This window comes from Paracraurococcus lichenis, from assembly GCF_030657435.1.
Classification (GTDB): domain Bacteria; phylum Pseudomonadota; class Alphaproteobacteria; order Acetobacterales; family Acetobacteraceae; genus Paracraurococcus; species Paracraurococcus lichenis.
In genome coordinates this window covers 1-15,618 of record NZ_JAUTWS010000089.1, presented here as the reverse complement: position 1 = coordinate 15,618, position 15,618 = coordinate 1, and the positions used below count along the sequence as shown (strand labels likewise).

Below are 15,618 nucleotides of genomic sequence, written 5' to 3'. Positions count from 1 at the left end.
GCGCCTCGGTATGGGCCCCGGTCAGAGTGCTGGATGACGCCACGCGGCCGGCGCTGGCCGATGGCCATCTCCAGCGCATCGAGGACGAGCTCGGTGCGCAGATGGTTGGTGGTGGCCCAGCCGACGACCTTGCGGCTCCAGGCATCGAGCACGACGGCGAGGTGGAGGAAGCCGGCGGCCGTCGGGATGAACGTAGTGTCTGCGACCCAGAGCTGGTTGGGACCGCTGGCGGTGACGTTGCGGTCCACCAGGTCCGGCGCCGGCCTGCTGCTGTCGTCGCGGTGCGTCGTCACCGGCCCGCCGCGGCGATGGCTGGCACCGACCAGCCTGGGCATCGGGGGACACCCCACGCGAAAGCTTCGTTGATGTCCACCGAGACGCGGCAAACCCGTTGTGTCGCCTTCAGGGCGGGGTCAGCCGCAAAACTCTCCTCGCCACGCCCTGTGGCAACCTCCGCTGCAGATCGTCATTCCAACCTGGAGCGGGTTGACGGTGCCTATGCAGGGCAGCCGGCGAGCTACCCTGCACCTGCGGAATCTCTCGCTACTTCTGCATGGCAAAGACCCAAAGTGAGCCTCCGGCTGGCACCGAGGCCAGGCGCTCGTCGCCCGAGAAGATTGCGTAGACGCCGCCAATCCCGACCGAGACGGCAACGTATTGCACGCCGTCCTGCTCCCAGGTGATTGGCTGGCCCTCGATGCCGGAGCCGGTCTGGAACTGCCAGAGCTTCTCGCCGGTATCGGCGTCGAAGGCCTCAAGCTCGCCGGTCAGCTTGCCGGTGAAGACGACGCCGCCTGCGGTCGACAGCACGCCGGAGAAGCGTGGGATGTCGCTCGGCGCTTCCCATTTCGACTTGCCGGTCAGCGGGTCGATCGCCTTGAGGTAGCCGCGCGGACCCTGCGGCCAGACCCACTCGATGTCAGCGCCCCAGTAGGTGGCGCCGGCGCGGTAGGTCTCCCGCGTCGGGGTGTACTTCATGCCGAAGTTGAGCGTGTTGGCGTAGGCGAGGCCGGTGCGCGGGTTGAAGGACATCGGGCTCCAGTTCTTCGAGCCCATGGCGCCGGGCCAGACCTCCACGGTCTGCTCGGTGTCACGCAGCTTCTTCGTCACATCGGAATCGACGGGGCGACCGGTGCGCTCGTCGACGCCGTCCGCCCAGGTCACCGTCTTGCCGTACTGATTGGCGGCGAGCAGCTTCCCGTTGCTGCGGTCGAGCACGTAGAAGAAGCCGTTGCGGTTGGCATTCATCAGCGCCTTGGTTGGCTGGCCGTTCACGTTGATGTCGGCCAGCACCATCTCGGCCACGCTGTCGTAGTCGTAGAAGTCGTTCGGCGAGAACTGGAAGTGCCACTTGATCTTGCCGGTCTTCGGGTCGAGCGCGAGCACCGCGCAGGTGTAGAGGTTGTCGCCTTTGCGGGTGTTCGAGTTCCAGGAGCCGGCATTGCCGGTGCCCCAGAAGACCGTGTTCTGCTCCGGATCGTAGGAGCCGGTGATCCAGGTGGAGCCGCCGCCGCGCTGCCAGGTGTCGCCCTGCCAGGTGTCGCCGCCGGGCTCGCCCGGGGCGGCGGTGGTGTAGGTGCGCCAGAGGTGCTTGCCCGTCGCCGGGTCCCAGCCGTCGATGAAGCCGCGGATGCCGTATTCCGCGCCGGAGATGCCGGTGATGACAACGCCGTCGGCGACCAGCGGCGCGACGGTCTGCGAGTACCCCGTCTTCCAATCGATGGCATTGGAGCGCCAGAGCTCCTTGCCGTCCTTCATATCGAGCGCGATGACATTCGCATCGAGCGTGGTGCGGAACAGCTTGCCTTCGTAGATGGCGGCGCCGCGGTTGATGATGCCGCAGCAGACGATGCGCGGCGTCTCCGGCGGGTACTCGACCTTGGTCTTCCAGATCTGCTTGCCCGTCTTGGCGTCCACAGCCATGGTAGCGGCGTGCGTGGTGACGTAGAGCACACCGTTATAGACGAGAGGCTGCGATTCCTCTGCCCGGTTGTCGTCGTAGCTGTAGTTCCAGACCGGCACGAGACGCTTCACCGTCTGCTTGTCGATCTGGGTCAGCGGGCTGAAGCGCTGCAGGTTGTAGCCCATACCGTAGTTCAGCACGCGCTTCGTATCGGTCGCGCCACGTGCGAGATCGGCAGCCGATTGGGCGTGGCTCAGGGCGGGCGCCAAAACGGTGAGCGCCAACGCCATCAGGACTCTTCGCATTCTTGTGCATCCTCTCCACATTACTTTCTTGAAAAGCGCAGCTCGCTCCGGTCCAGTGCCGAGGCCAGGGCAGCGCCTTCTTGTTCATCCGGCTTGGGCATATTTGAATGCGATTGCCGAATGTGCTGGTGATAGCAGCATCGATGCAGCGGTCGGCTCAAGATGACCCAGGCCAACTCATCATGGCGGGGGGTGGGTGCAAGCCGGCCACCCCAGCGCGTTGCAGCGGCAGGCAACCACGCTTTCGCACACGTCGCAACGCTCCCCGCCCTCGAGCGCGCCGCGTTGGCCACGCCCCTCTCTGGTTCGGCCATCTTCTGCATCTCGCGGCCAATGCTCGAAAGATCGTATACACGCCGTGCGGGTGCCGCAATGCCCACTCGCCATTGTATCGAGTGGCAGGCTTGGCTTTCGAGGCGTGATCCAGGATGTTGCATTGATCAGCGGTTTGGACGCGCGTAGCCTTCCCCGCGTCCGGGATCATGTAAAGCGGACATAGTTCTGGCATACGAGTTCAGGCATGCGGTTCAGCACGCCAGTGGCAATGGACACCTCGGTCGCCTGACGCCCATCTGTTTGCGACCGAAGCTCGCCGCCAATGACGCGTTTCCAACGCGAGATATCGGCCGCGATCAAGGCATGATCGTTGTGGCCCGAGACCTTGCGCCAGCCCGTGCAGCCGCGCTTGGCGATACATCGCAGACGCACGTCGCGCTGGGTCGGCGTGGTCTCGGCCGCCGCACTCGGTACCGCGATGAAGCCGATCAAGCCCTTCGCTTGGCGCAGCGCCAGGCGGAACACTGCCCGCAGCGTCAGGGCCATGGGAGTGCCAGCGACGAGCACTTCGGCTGGCCGCCTCGGCCGCTGCGCACCTCAGCTCGCCAGTCCTCGATCGCCTCGGCCGCAAACCACACGGGGAGGCCTCCGCGGGCGCAGAAGCCCGCATCGTAGTGAGTGAAAAGGACGGGGACCGGACATCACCACCGTCGCAAACTGGTACGACCTCACGCCCGCCCAGGTGCACGACGCCGTCGATGTCGAGGAGGCAAGCAGGCGAAACGGGCGGCCTGCAGGCCTTATCCATGCTGACCGAGAATCGACAGATTAGCGGAACACGCGCTGAACGGCCCTCGCAGACGAACCGGCGTGGCAGGGCGAACCGGGAACGAACATTCTCTGCCGCAACAGCAGAGCCGCGCGACAATGAAAGAGGATGCACGATCGGCCGTGTCATCCAGCCATCGGTCCCTGATACTCAACTTCCGTATGATGGACGTGACCGGTCTCGCGATAGCCAGTGTCAGGCCTTACGAATATTGGTGAATACCGGCGCGCCCGGCACCATGCCCGACAATGCCTTACGGTAGGCAACCGGCTGGATGAACTGGCCAAGAGGAACGAACGGCACATCCTGCCACGCCTGCAACTGCAGCGCCCGCGCAGCAATCTTCTGGCCGTTGAGGTCAGCCGCTCCGAAGAACTGCGTGCGAAGTTCCTCGATACGCTCGCTCGTCGGCCAGCCTGCCGGTCCACCATTCACGCCACTGCCGCGCAATGCCGAGTGCACCGCCGGCGTCATCGCATCGATGCCACCCACATAGGTGCAATAGCAACTCCAGCCGCCGCGTCCGACTGGCTCTTTGCTGGTGGTGCGGGCACCGATGGTGCCCCAATCCGCCTGGACGTAGTCCAGGTTGACGCCGAGCCGCGTCAGCACGTCTCGCGTCACCTCGCAGACCGCGGTGATGCGCGGCACCTCCGCCGCGGCCAGCATCACCACCCGCTCCCCCTTGTAGCCTGCCTCCACCAAGGCCCGCTTCAGCGCGACGACATCGGGTGGCGCGCCGGACGCCCCCGGCAGGCCGGCCTCCGTCTCGAAGGGAGACCCAGGCGTGTAGAGCCCGACCCGACTATTCGCGATCCCCTCCTCCCTCCCGACCACGGCGTTCATGCAATCGGACTGGCTGATTGCCGCGAGGATGACGCGACGCACTGCAGCATTGTCGAAGGGTGGATGCAGGTGATTGAAGCGGAACTGCCCGAGATAGCCGAAGCGGTCCTTCACCTCGACGGCAATTCCGCGGGACCGGCGGAGCAGGGGCAGAAGATCGATCAGCGGCTGCTCGATCCAGTCCACCTCTCCGGCCTGGAGTGCGGCCGCGGCCGCCGCCGGATCGGGCATGATGTTGAAGACGACCCGATCAAGATGGGCGATCCGCGGCCCGGCGGTGAAGCTCGGCCGGCCCTCCGCCCGGGGCCGATAGGCGGCGTGGCGCTCATAGACCACGCGGGCGCCGGGCACGCGCTCCCCCGCGAGATAACGGAACGGACCGCTGCCGATCACCTCAGGAATCTGGCTGTAGGGGTCGGTGCGGGCGATGCGCTCCGGCATCATGGCGCAGACCAGGGAACTGGGACGCGCGAGGGCATCCGGCAGCATGGGGAACGGCCGCTTGAGGCGGAAGACGAGACTGCGGTCATCGGCGGCGCTCAGCTCGTCCGTTGCGGACAGGAGCTGCTGGCCGAAGCCGTCCCGCCGCCCCCAGCGCAGGATCGAGGCGACACAGTCGCGCGCGAGCACCGGCTCCCCATCGTGGAACACGAGGCCTTCTCGAAGCCGGAGGGTCCAGCGCCTGCCCTCCTCCTCGACGACATGGCCCTCAACCATCTGCGGTCGTGCGACGAGATCCTCATCGACGCCGTAGAGCGTGTCGAAGACGGCGAGGGCTGAGGTGCGCGTCGCATAGGTGCTGCTCCAGATCGGATCCGGCGACGCGACATCGGCATAGGGAACGAAATTCAGCACGCCTCCCTGGCCGCGTGCGACGCGTGGCGCAGCGAGCGGCAGGACACCAAGGAGCGTGGCTGCGGTGAGGACGCTACGTCGATGCATCGGCAAGGCTCCCGTGTTGATCAAGGGCTCCGCGATCGCGGCAGGACACCGGGGATGAGCCGCCCGACCTGTTGCGGCCGCCAGCGGGGTAAGGCTCGCATCAGGCGGGACCGGGCATCGCATGCGCGTCGCGCTCGGACCAGACGATGGTCGCCTCGTCGCCCGGCTGTACCGGCTCCGCGAAGAACCTGTCGTCCGGCATGACCACGGAGACGTTCCGACCGGCTTCGACCGTCAGCGCGATCCTCACGCTGCTGCCCTGGTACTCCACGGCGGCGATGCGCCCCGGGATGTGCGGGTCGTCGCGCGCCTCGCCGAGCCGGCATCGGTCTGCCCGCACGGCCACCGTCCCGCCGCGGCCGGGCAGGATGTTGTGACCTCCGATGAAACGAGCGACGAAGCTGTCGGCAGGCCGTTCGAAGATCTCGCGCGGCGGGCCGGCCTGCCGGATCCGGCCGGCATCCATGACGATCATCAGGTCGGCCAGGGCCAACGCCTCGTCCTGGCTGTGGGTGACGTGGATGAAGGTAATGCCGAGCTCACGCTGCAGCCGCTTCAGCTCCTCCCGCACCTGGCCGCGCAGGAACGGATCGAGAGCGGAGAGCGGCTCATCGAGCAGCAGCACGCGCGGCTCGGTGATGAGCGCCCGGGCCAGCGCGACCCGCTGCTGCTGGCCGCCGGAGAGCTGCGCCGGCAGCCGCTCGGCAAAGGCCTGCATGTGGACCCGCGCCAGGTATTCGCGCGCCCGGGCGTGCCGCTCGACCTTCGGGATGCCGCGCGCCTTGAGGCTGAAGGCGACATTGTCCAGGCAGCTCAGATGCGGGAAGAGGGCATAGCTCTGGAACATCATGGCCGTGCCGCGGGCCGCGGGCGGCAGGTCGGTGACGTTCACGTCGTGGATCAGCACGTCACCCTCGGACACCACCTCGTGCCCGGCGATCATCCGCAAGGTGCTGGTCTTGCCGCAGCCGCTTGGCCCGAGCAGGCAGCAATAGCTCGCCCGCGGGATCCGCAGCGAGACGCCGTCCACCGCGACCGTACCGTCGTAACGCTTGGTGACGGAAACGAGCTCGACATCGTAGCGTCGTTCGAGGCGCAGCCCGCTTGTGTCCATCCTGGATGCTCCTCAGGCCGCCCGGGACCGTGCGCGGCGGCGCTGCATGCGAAGGACGACCGTCAGCGTGATGCCGATCACCACGAAGGAGAGGGCCGTGGTGAGGGTGCCGATCGCGAAGAGCGTCGGCGAGGTCGAACTCGAGATCAGGGCATAGATTTCGAGAGGCAGGGTGTTGCGATTGCCGGCAACCAGGGTTGTCCGCGCATACTCGTCGTAGGACAGCGTGAAGGCACCCATGGCGACGCCCAGGATGCCGGGCAGCAGGATGGGCAGCGTCACCCAGCGCAGCCGCTGCCAGGCGGTGGCGCCGAGATCCGTCGCGGCCTCTTCATAGGCCCGGTTGAACCGGTTGAAGACGGCGAACATGGCGAAGAGGCCGAAGGGCAGCGTCCAGGTGAGCTGCGCCGCGAGGGCCGAGGTGAGGAGGTCCGGCTGCCAGCCGAAGAGCTGGAAGCCGAGGCCGATGCCGAAGCCGACCAGCAGGCTCGGCATGACGAGGCTGGCGACGGCGAGGTAGAACAGCAGGCCGGATCCCGGGAAGCGGCGGCGGAAGCCGAGGCCGGCGGCGACCGACACCACCACGGTGATGACGCTGACGATGCCGGCCAGCAGGACCGAGCGGCCGAAGGCGACGGGGATATTGGCCATCTGGCCCGGCTTCAGGATGTCCTCGAACCAGACCGTTGACACACCCACCATGGGGAAGGTGACGCCGCCATCCGGCCCCTGGAAGGACAGCAGGTAGATCACGAGCATCGGGCCGTAGAGGAAGAGCAGGAAGACGCCCATCAGCGTCGCCAGCGCATAGAAGGTCCAGGGCCGCCTCTCCCGCGGGTCACGTCGGCCGACGCCGGCCGCAATCACCGCACGAGCTCCTTCCGCACATCCACCACGCGCATCATGCCGGCCACCATGACGGCGACGAAGAGCACGAGGAGCATGGCGCTCGCCGCCGCGGGTGGGTACTGCATGGCCTGGATCTCGGTGGCCAGCGCCGAGACGATGGAGGCGCTCTGCCCTCCGCTCATCTGCTTGACCACGAAGAAGTCGCCCATGACCTGGGTGAAGACCAGGATGGAGCCGAGGGCGATGCCGGTCTTCGACAGCGGGATCACCACGTCCACCATGGTCCGCCAACGGCTGGCACCCGCGTCGCGCGCCGCTTCCAGCAGCGCCGGATCGATCTTCGCCATCGCATTGGCGATCGGCCCGATCATCAGCAGCGTGAAGAGGTGGACATAGGTGACGCAGACGGCGAAGGGCGAGAACAGGAGAAATTCGAGCGGCTGGCGCACCAGGTGCAGTTCGATCAAGGTCTGGTTGAAGGCGCCGTTGCGGCCGAGGAAGGGGATCCAGGCGATGGTCCGGATGATGCCCGATGTCCAGAAGGGGATGGCGCAGAGCAGGAACAGCGCCGTCCGCACGGCGGCGCTGCGCACATGGAAGACCAGGAAATGCGCGATGCCGAATCCGAGGACGAGGGTGATGCCCCAGACGATGAAGGCGAACTTGAGCGAACTGAGATAGACGCGGAGCGTCGCCGGCGTGGTGAGCACCTCCCGGTAGTTGTCGAGCATGAAGGCCGGGTAGATGCCGGTGCGATCGTAGTCGAAGAAGCTGACGACGAGGAAGAGCAGCGTCGGCAGGGCGAAGAAGACGACGAGGATGAAGGCGAGCGGCCCGACCTGCAGCCAGGACACCGCCCGGGGCGCGAGCCGTGGCGCGCGGCGGCCGCCGCGCGGGGCGGCGAGGCGCGTGGCCTGACCGGCCATCCCCATCACGCGGCCTGGCTGATGGCGCCGCGGCAGCGCATCAGCGGCAGGATGCGGGTGCCGAACTGCTCCATGCCGATGACGAAGTCGTCGAAGGTCAGCATGACGCCGCGCACGCCGGGCACCGTCGCCATCTCGTCCAGCATGCGCGCGACGGAGGCATAGGAGCCGCAGAGCACGCCCTGGTTGGTCGGCAAGGGCTTGCCGTTCTCGGCCAGGGTCTTGCGGCGGTTGGGGCCGGCATAGGGGTCCCTGCTGGGATCGTCGCCGGCCTGCGCGTCGCGCCAGGCCAGCGCCTCGAGGTCGGCGCCCGCCTTGTAGTGCTCCCACTTGGCCATCGCCGCCGCATCGGTCTCGTCGGCGATGATCATGGTGAGGACGAGGGCGCCGCAGTCGCGGCCGGTCTCCTCGGTCGCCTTCACCAGCCGCGCGACGCTCGGCGCCACCGCGCTCGGCTGGTTGACCCCGAAGCTCGCGCAGAAATTGTAATCGGCATGCTCGGCGGCGTAGCGGGTGCCGGCATCGCTCTGCGCCGCGCAGATGATCGGGATATGGGCCTGCGGCAGCGGGCTGCAGCGGCAATCCTCCATCCGGAAGAAATCGCCCTTGAAGTCGGAGCGGCCGGCGGCCCAGAGCTCCTTCATGACGGTCACGTACTCGGCGCAGTAGTCGTAGCGCCGCTGGTAGTGGGAGGCGCCGGGCCAGAGCCCCATCTGGGTATACTCCGCCCGCTGCCAGCCGGTGATGAGGTTCACGCCGAACCGGCCATGCGAGATGCTGTCGATGGTCACCGCCATGCGGGCGGCGATCGCCGGCGGCAGCGTGAGCACCGCACAGGTGGCGAAGAGCTGGATGCGGCTGGTCACCGCGGCGAGCCCCGCCATCAGCGTGAAGCTCTCGAGGTTGTGGTCCCAGAAGCCGCTCGGGCCGCCGAAGCCGCGCAGCTTGATCATCGACAGGGCGAAGTCGAAGCCGAAGCGCTCCGCCTTCTCGACGATGGTGCGGTTCAGGTCGAAGCTCGGCATGTACTGGGGCGAGGTGGTGGAGATCAGCCAGCCGTTGTTGCCGATGGGAATGAAGACACCGAGCTGCATGGCGACTGCTCCTACGAAGAGATGAACTCGTTCCAGCGGCGGGTCAGGTAGCGGTCCTCGTCCATGACCGAGTTCCAGACCGCGATATTGCCCATGCGCTGCCAGAAGGCGCCGCCGTCGCGCACCTCGCCCGCCTTGATCGCGGGCTTGCCGAAGGGGTCGGAGAGGTCGGTCGCGGCCGGCTTGCCGCCGTACCAGTAGTCCCACTCGGCGGCGGTCAGGAATTTGCGGGCCGTCTCCGGCTGCGCCGAGTAGTAGCCCTGGCGGGCGATGAAGGCGCCCTGGAAGCCCGAGCCGTACCAGTTCGCGTATTCGATGGCGCAGTCGCGCTTCAGCCCCGTGAGGTGCTTCATCATGCCGAGGTTGTAGCCCCAGCCGCGATAGCCCTCCTTCAGCGGCTGGAAGACGCAAGGGATGCCGCGCGTCCGGACCGCGGAGACCGCCGGCGACCACATGGACTGGATCACCACCTCGCCCGAGGCCATCAGGTTCACGGACTGGTCGAAGGTGGTCCAGAAGGAGCGGAACTGGCCGCTCCGCTTGACCTCCATCATCAGGGCGATGGTCTTGTCGATCTCGGCCCGGGTCATGTTGCCCTTGTTGCCGTAGGTCATCGCGCCGCGCGCTTCGACCGCGAGGGCTACGTCGATGACGCCCACGGTCGGCTGGTCCTGCAGCGCCGACTTCCCCTTGAAGGCGGGATCGAGCAGGTCCGCCCAACTCGTCACCGGCCGCCCCACCAGGTCGGGCCGGATGCCGAGCGTGTCGGCATTGGTGACGGCGGGAATGCCGGTCAGCCACTCGCTCGGGCCGTCGGAGAAGGCCTTCACCTCGGGACTCGTGACATAGAGCACGCTGTAGGGCGCCACGCCCTGCAAGGACGCGCGCCGTCCGTCCGGGTACTCGCCCTTCGTGAAGAGCGGGATGGTCTGCTCCCAGTGGCGGATCTTCGAGAGCGGAATGCCCTGCAGCACGTTGCGGCCGACGAGGTACTTCATGAAGGTGATCGACACGTCGGCGACATCGATCGCGTTGGACTGCGACAGGAAGCGGTTCAGCAGGTCGGCGTTCTCGCTCGCCTGCATGCGCACGGTGAAGCCGAGATCCTTGCTGGCCTGCTCGGCAATCTGGCCGATGGCCGTCACCGGAGGACCGGCGTGCTGCAGCGTGATGTCCTTGATGTTCTGCGCCCAGATCGTGGGGAACCCGGTGAGGGCCCCCGATCCCGCCGCGATGCCGGTCGTGCCGAGTGCGGCCTTGAGCACGGAGCGGCGCGTTGCCCCGGTCGGTGGAACATGCAGCGTCGACATCATGCCTCCTCTCACGGTGGCGGTGCCGCATCGGGGCCTGGACCGGATCCCGAAGATCCGATCTCCGAACGACGCCAATTTTGCGACGCACAAAATGAACATCGGAAAGGCAGTGATGGAAAGTAACGTGAAGGTGGCTTATGATTTTTGCTCAATACACAGTATTCTGCCTTATTTAAGCCCATTCTTGCTTGAGCCATGCGCCAGCGTGAGCCGGAGCCGCATTCGCGGCATCGCTCTCACAAGGGCGGCTTCGCCGCCAGGCCATTCCCGGGCGAGCGGTCCGAGGACCTGGCGGCGCCCGCACCACGGCATGCGCGGGCCGGCGCCGCCGAACGCTGCCACGGCGGAATTGCGCCGACCCGTACTTGCGCCATGCGGCCTGCGCCGCGCAGGATGCGGCAGCGGGAGCAAGGCCAGGGCGTCGCACGGCAGCATCAGCCACCGGGAGGCTGCCCATGCTGCGACGGAGTTTCACTGCCGGTCTTGCCGCCTCGCCCATGCTCGCGGCGCTGCCGCAGGCAGGCCAGGCCGCCGAAAAAGTGCTGCGGGTCGCGATGACCGCGGCCGACATCCCCACCACCACCGGCCAGCCGAACCAGGGTGCGGAGGGCATCCGCTTCGCCGGCATCACCGCCTATGATGCGCTGAGCGCCTGGGATCTCTCGCGTGGCGACGTCAAGGCGCGTATCGTGCCGGGCCTCGCGGAAGCCTGGTCCACCGATCCGGCCGACCGCACCCGCTGGACCTTCCGGCTGCGCCAGGGCGTGCAGTTCCATGACGGCTCGGAATTCGATGCCGCGGCGGTGGTCTGGAACCTCGACAAGGTGCTGAACAAGGCGGCGCCGCAATACGATGCGGCGCAGGCGGCGCAGGCCGCCGCCTTCGTCGCGTCCATCGCCGCCTATCGCGCGGTGGATGGCAGCACGGCCGAGATCACCACCCGGCAGCCGGACGCCAATCTCGCCTGGAAGCTGGTCAGCGTCTTCATGTCCTCGCCGGCACGCTGGAAGGAGCTCGGCGGCGACTGGAACCGCGTCGCCCTCGCCCCATCCGGGACCGGCCCCTGGCGGATCGACCGCGTCGTGCCGCGGGAGCGGATCGAGTTCAGCCGCAACACCCGATACTGGGACCGGGACCGCGTCCCGCGCTGCGACCGGCTGATCGTGGTGCCCATGCCGGATCCGATGACGCGCGCCGCCGCGCTGCTCTCCGGCCAGGTGGACTGGGTGGAGGCGCCGCCGCCCGACCTGATCCCGCGCCTGCGGCAGGCAGGGATGCGCATCGTCACGAACCCCTACCCGCATGTCTGGCCCTACCTGCTGAGCTGCCTGCCGGACAGTCCCTTCCGCGACCTGCGGGTGCGGCAGGCCATCAATCTCGGCCTCGACCGCGACGGGCTCGTGGCACTGCTCGGCGGCACGGCCATGGCGGCACAGGGCGCGGCGCTGCCCAACGATCCCTGGTTCGGCAAGCCGCAATTCCAGCTCCGCCACGATCCGCGCGAGGCGAAGCGGCTGCTGCAGGCGGCCGGCTACGGCCCGCGCAATCCCTGTCAGGCGACGGTGCTGATCTCGACCAGCGGCTCCGGCCAGATGCAGCCCATGCCGATGAACGAGGCGATCAAGCAGGGCCTCGCGGAGATCGGCTTCGACATCCGCTTCGAGGTGCTGGAATGGGAGACGCTGCGCGGCCGCCGCCGCAGCGGCGCCGCCGCGCCGGAGAACCGGGGCATGCACGGGCTGAACAACTCCCTCGGCACCGCCGACCCTTCCTCCATCATCGATGCCACCTGGTCGCGGCGCGTACCGCCCGCCGGGCTGAACTGGGGCTGGTTCAACGACCCGAGGATCGACGCCCTGGCCTCCCGCGCCGAGGTGGAATTCGACCAGGAAAGGCAGGACATGCTGCTCGCCGAATTGCATGCAGGCTTCGTCGACAACGCCCTCTGGGCTTTCATCGTGCACGACCTGAACCCGCGCGCCATGGCCTCGCGCGTCCGCGGCTTCGTGCAGGCGCAGAGCTGGCAGCAGGACCTGACCACGGTGGATCTCGCCTGATGCAGCCATACCAGTTCACGGCGGCCGAGGCCGCCCGTCTGATCCGCGACCGCCGCCTCTCCTGCGAGGAGCTGGTCCGGTCCTGCCTCGACCGCATCGCGGCGCGCGAGCCGGTGGTGAAGGCCTGGCTCTTCCTCGACCCCGACCTCGCCATCCGGCGGGCGCGGGAACTCGACAAGCGGGCCGTGCAGGACGGGCCGCGCGGCCCGCTGCACGGCCTCCCCTTCGGCGTGAAGGACGTGATCGACACCCTCGACATGCCGACCACGCAGAACTCGCCGATCTACGAGGCGGCGCGCATCGGCCGCGACGCCGCCTGCGTCGGCGTGGTGCGGCATTCCGGCGCGCTGATCCTCGGCAAGACGGATACGGTGGAGTTCGCCTCGGGCGGGCGGAAGGCGCTGACGCGCAACCCCTTCAACCCGATGCACACGCCGGGCGGCTCCTCCTCCGGCTCGGGCGCCGCGGTGGGCGACTTCATGGTGCCGCTCGCCTTCGGCACGCAGACCGCGGGGTCGCATATCCGACCCGCCTCCTTCAACAACATCTACGCCCTGAAGCCGAGCTGGAGCCTGGTGAGCCGCGAAGGCGTGCGCATGGCCGCGCTCTCGCTCGACACGGTGGGCTGGTTCGGCCGCTCGGTCGAGGATCTCCGTCTCGTCGCCGAAGCCTTCCGCCTGCCCGGGCTGGCGCAGCCGGCCGCCAGCCTGAAGGGGTTGCGCGTCGGACTCTGCCGCAGCCCGGTCTGGAACCGCATCGAGCCGGCCGGCGCCGCGGCGCTGGAGACTGCGGCGCGGCGGCTGGAAGCCGCGGGCGCGATCGTCGAGCCGCTCGAGCTGCCGGCCCACTTCGCCGGCCTGACCGCGGCGCGCGAGGTGATCGGCCGGCATGAGGGCAGCGCCGCCTTCCTGCCGGAATACCTCGCCGCGCATCACCTGCTGGCGGCCGACCTGCGGCAGCGGGTCGAGCTGCGCGCGACCTATGACAGCGCAGGGCTGCTCGCCGCCTATGCACTGGCGGATCGCTGCCGCCCGGAATTCGATGCGCTGTTCGGGCCAAGGCTGGACGTGGTGCTGACGCCGGCGGCGCCGGGCGAGGCGCCGGAGGGATTGCACACCACGGGCGATTGGATCTTCAACGGCATCTGGACCCTGTTGCACGTGCCCTGCCTGGCGATCCCCGCCATCCGCGGGCCGCGCGGACTGCCGGTGGGCATCCAGCTCGTCGGGCCGCGGCTGTCGGATGCTAGGCTGCTGGCCATCGCCGCGGCCTGCGCGCCGGCAATCGACAGCGAGCCCGGCTGGGCCCGCGAAACGCTGTGCCGCTGAGGGAGGACCAGGCATGACCGAGGAGACGACACCGGAGGAGATCCGCATCCTGGCGCGGCAGGCCGGGCTCGACCTGCCGGAGGACTATCTGCAGGAACTGCTGCTGGCCTGGCGGCATGTGCGGGCCATGGCGGCGCGCATCCCGAAGGACCCGCCCATGGCGGCCGAGCCCGCGCATGTCTTCCTGCCCGCGACCTTCGCGCGGGAGGGCTGAGGCGATGGCGGAGTTCCTCACCATCGCCGAGGCGGCGCGCCGCATCGCCGCGCGCAACCTCTCGCCGGTGGAGCTGCTGCAGGCCTGCCTCGCGCGCGTCGACGCGGCGGACGCACAACTCGGCAGCTTCGTGACGCTGACGCGGGAGCGGGCGCTGGCCGAGGCAAGCCAGGCCGAGGCCGAGATCATGCGCGACGGGCCCCGCGGCCCGCTGCACGGCATCCCCTACAACCTCAAGGACATCTTCGAGACCGCGGGCATCCGCACCACGGCGCAGTCGAGGCTGCTGGCCGAGCATGTCCCGGCGGAGGATTGCGACGCGCAGGCGCGGCTCTCTGCGGCCGGCGGCGTGCTGCTGGGCAAGGCGGCGACCTGGGAATTCGCCCATGGCGGGCCGTCCTGGGACGTGCTCTTCCCGCCTTGCCGCAATCCCTGGGACCTCGAGAAGGACCCGGCCGGCTCCTCCTCCGGCTCCGCCGCCTCGGTGGCGGCGGGGATGGTGCTGGGGACGATGGGCTCGGATACCGGCGGCTCGATCCGCGGCCCGGCCGCAGCCTGCGGCATTGCCGGGCTGAAGCCCACCTATGGCCGGGTCAGCCGCCGCGGCGTGCTGCCGAACTGCTTCTCCCACGACCATGCCGGGCCGCTGGCCTGGACGGTGGAGGATGTGGCGATCCTCCTCGGCGTCGTCGCCGGCTTCGATGCGCGCGACCCGGCTTGCGCCGACCTGCCGGTGCCGGACTACCGCGCCGCCCTGACCGGCGAGGTCCGCGGCCTGCGCATCGGCGTGCCGTATCGCTGGATCGAGGAGGAGGTGCCCGCGACCGTCCCGACCCGCGCGGCCCTGGACGCGGCGCTGGAGGTCTATCGCGGCCTGGGCGCGGAGGTCGTGCCGGTCGAGCTGCCCACGCTCAGGGAACTGAACGACTGCAAGCGGATCATCGCCATCGCCGAGCTCTTCGCCATCCATGCCGAGACCCTGCGGCGGCGGCCGGAGCTGCTCGGCGCGAGCCTCCGTTTCCGCATCATCGCCGGCGCCCTGGTGCGGGCGGAGGACTATGTTCAGGCCATGCGCCTGCGGACCGGCCTGGCGCAACGCCTGCAGGCGGCGTTCCGATCGGTGGACCTGATCATGCTGCCGACCGCCGAGCCAGCGGGAAAGCTGCAGCCGGGCAAACCGGAGACGCTCTTCACCCGCGACAACTATACCTCTCCCTTCAATGTCAGCGGCAATCCGGCCCTGTCGCTCTGCATGGGGTTCACGGAGCAGGGAATGCCTTTCGCGCTGCAGATCGTCGGCCGGCCCTTCGCCGAGGCGACGGTGCTGCGGGCGGGAGACGCCTATGAACGGGCGACGCCCTGGCGTCAGATCCGACCAATGCTGGTCTGATCGACCGCCGCGATGACGACATCGAGGATACGCGCATGGTGACGGGTGGCGAACGGCTTTCAGCCACTGTCGATCCCTGGGGGCGTCCCCTCGATCGCGAGGGTAGCGCCTGGGTTCGGGGCGAAGCAGGTCCTTCGGCGCGACGATTTGCGTTGCCCGCGATCGCCCGGGCGGCTTCGCCGGGGCGGTCAGGGAGGTCGCGCCCCATGCGATCCAGGTCGCAGACCGCTGG

12 protein-coding genes and 1 pseudogene are annotated in these 15,618 nt (G+C 68.5%); 4 read left to right on the top strand and 9 right to left on the bottom strand.

Translation table 11 applies throughout. The features are described 5' to 3' along the window. The 9 genes and pseudogenes from Q7A36_RS34250 to Q7A36_RS34210 all read right to left on the bottom strand — a co-directional run. Positions 1 to 395, bottom strand: a pseudogene (locus Q7A36_RS34250) (DDE-type integrase/transposase/recombinase); the annotation flags it as partial. 148 nt (positions 396 to 543) lie between these two features. Continuing rightward, entirely contained in the window at positions 544 to 2,208 is a 1,665-nt protein-coding gene (locus Q7A36_RS34245; RefSeq protein ID WP_305108294.1) for a PQQ-dependent dehydrogenase, methanol/ethanol family, read from the bottom strand. A gap of 480 nt (positions 2,209 to 2,688) precedes the next feature. Next, positions 2,689 to 3,030: a hypothetical protein gene (locus Q7A36_RS34240; protein ID WP_305108293.1), complete on the bottom strand. Its 342-nt coding sequence runs from the start codon at positions 3,028 to 3,030 to the stop codon at positions 2,689 to 2,691. Between the two features lie 478 nt (positions 3,031 to 3,508). Beyond that, a complete protein-coding gene (locus Q7A36_RS34235) occupies positions 3,509 to 5,101 on the bottom strand; it encodes an ABC transporter substrate-binding protein (RefSeq protein WP_305108296.1) in 1,593 nt (530 codons plus the stop codon). A gap of 100 nt (positions 5,102 to 5,201) precedes the next feature. After that, positions 5,202 to 6,215 carry an ABC transporter ATP-binding protein gene (locus Q7A36_RS34230; protein WP_305108292.1) on the bottom strand — a complete coding sequence of 338 codons (1,014 nt, stop codon included), beginning with the start codon at positions 6,213 to 6,215 and terminating at the stop codon, positions 5,202 to 5,204. A gap of 12 nt (positions 6,216 to 6,227) precedes the next feature. Then, positions 6,228 to 7,082, bottom strand: a complete 855-nt coding sequence (locus Q7A36_RS34225; RefSeq protein ID WP_305108291.1) for an ABC transporter permease — start codon at positions 7,080 to 7,082, stop codon at positions 6,228 to 6,230. Continuing rightward, positions 7,079 to 7,990, bottom strand: a complete 912-nt coding sequence (locus Q7A36_RS34220; protein ID WP_305108290.1) for an ABC transporter permease — start codon at positions 7,988 to 7,990, stop codon at positions 7,079 to 7,081. The genes Q7A36_RS34225 and Q7A36_RS34220 overlap by 4 nt, the downstream gene beginning before the upstream one ends. 5 nt (positions 7,991 to 7,995) lie before the next feature. Next, on the bottom strand, positions 7,996 to 9,084 hold the full coding sequence (rutA, locus tag Q7A36_RS34215; RefSeq protein WP_305108289.1) for a pyrimidine utilization protein A: 1,089 nt from the start codon (positions 9,082 to 9,084) through the stop codon (positions 7,996 to 7,998). A gap of 11 nt (positions 9,085 to 9,095) precedes the next feature. After that, a complete protein-coding gene (locus Q7A36_RS34210; RefSeq protein WP_370655751.1) occupies positions 9,096 to 10,397 on the bottom strand; it encodes an ABC transporter substrate-binding protein in 1,302 nt (433 codons plus the stop codon). Between the two features lie 455 nt (positions 10,398 to 10,852). On the opposite strand from Q7A36_RS34210, the gene Q7A36_RS34205 reads away from it, so the two are divergent. Genes Q7A36_RS34205 through Q7A36_RS34190 form a run of 4 tightly spaced genes read left to right on the top strand, consistent with a single transcriptional unit; the run spans position 10,853 to position 15,386 of the window. Beyond that, positions 10,853 to 12,454 (top strand): ABC transporter substrate-binding protein, encoded by a 1,602-nt coding sequence (locus Q7A36_RS34205; protein ID WP_305108288.1) that lies wholly within the window; start codon positions 10,853 to 10,855, stop codon positions 12,452 to 12,454. Continuing rightward, positions 12,454 to 13,782, top strand: a complete 1,329-nt coding sequence (locus Q7A36_RS34200) for an amidase (protein ID WP_305108287.1) — start codon at positions 12,454 to 12,456, stop codon at positions 13,780 to 13,782. Before Q7A36_RS34205 ends, Q7A36_RS34200 begins: the two co-directional genes overlap by 1 nt. Positions 13,783 to 13,795: 13 nt before the next feature. Further along, positions 13,796 to 13,996, top strand: a complete 201-nt coding sequence (locus Q7A36_RS34195) for a hypothetical protein (protein ID WP_305108286.1) — start codon at positions 13,796 to 13,798, stop codon at positions 13,994 to 13,996. A gap of 4 nt (positions 13,997 to 14,000) precedes the next feature. Then, entirely contained in the window at positions 14,001 to 15,386 is a 1,386-nt protein-coding gene (locus tag Q7A36_RS34190; protein WP_305108285.1) for an amidase, read from the top strand. The last annotated feature ends 232 nt before the right edge of the window (positions 15,387 to 15,618 follow it).

Bases quoted from the DNA above. Each gene is read 5' to 3' on its own strand.
- Q7A36_RS34200 (WP_305108287.1), top strand. From the start codon at position 12,454: ATGCAGCCATACCAGTTCACGGCGGCCGAGGCCGCCCGTCTGATCCGC.
- Q7A36_RS34210 (WP_370655751.1), bottom strand. From the start codon at position 10,397: ATGATGTCGACGCTGCATGTTCCACCGACCGGGGCAACGCGCCGCTCC.
- Q7A36_RS34205 (WP_305108288.1), top strand. From the start codon at position 10,853: ATGCTGCGACGGAGTTTCACTGCCGGTCTTGCCGCCTCGCCCATGCTC.
- Q7A36_RS34245 (WP_305108294.1), bottom strand. From the start codon at position 2,208: ATGCGAAGAGTCCTGATGGCGTTGGCGCTCACCGTTTTGGCGCCCGCC.
- Q7A36_RS34235 (WP_305108296.1), bottom strand. From the start codon at position 5,101: ATGCATCGACGTAGCGTCCTCACCGCAGCCACGCTCCTTGGTGTCCTG.
- Q7A36_RS34230 (WP_305108292.1), bottom strand. From the start codon at position 6,215: ATGGACACAAGCGGGCTGCGCCTCGAACGACGCTACGATGTCGAGCTC.
- Q7A36_RS34240 (WP_305108293.1), bottom strand. From the start codon at position 3,030: ATGGCCCTGACGCTGCGGGCAGTGTTCCGCCTGGCGCTGCGCCAAGCG.
- Q7A36_RS34190 (WP_305108285.1), top strand. From the start codon at position 14,001: ATGGCGGAGTTCCTCACCATCGCCGAGGCGGCGCGCCGCATCGCCGCG.
- rutA (WP_305108289.1), bottom strand. From the start codon at position 9,084: ATGCAGCTCGGTGTCTTCATTCCCATCGGCAACAACGGCTGGCTGATC.
- Q7A36_RS34220 (WP_305108290.1), bottom strand. From the start codon at position 7,990: ATGGCCGGTCAGGCCACGCGCCTCGCCGCCCCGCGCGGCGGCCGCCGC.
- Q7A36_RS34195 (WP_305108286.1), top strand. From the start codon at position 13,796: ATGACCGAGGAGACGACACCGGAGGAGATCCGCATCCTGGCGCGGCAG.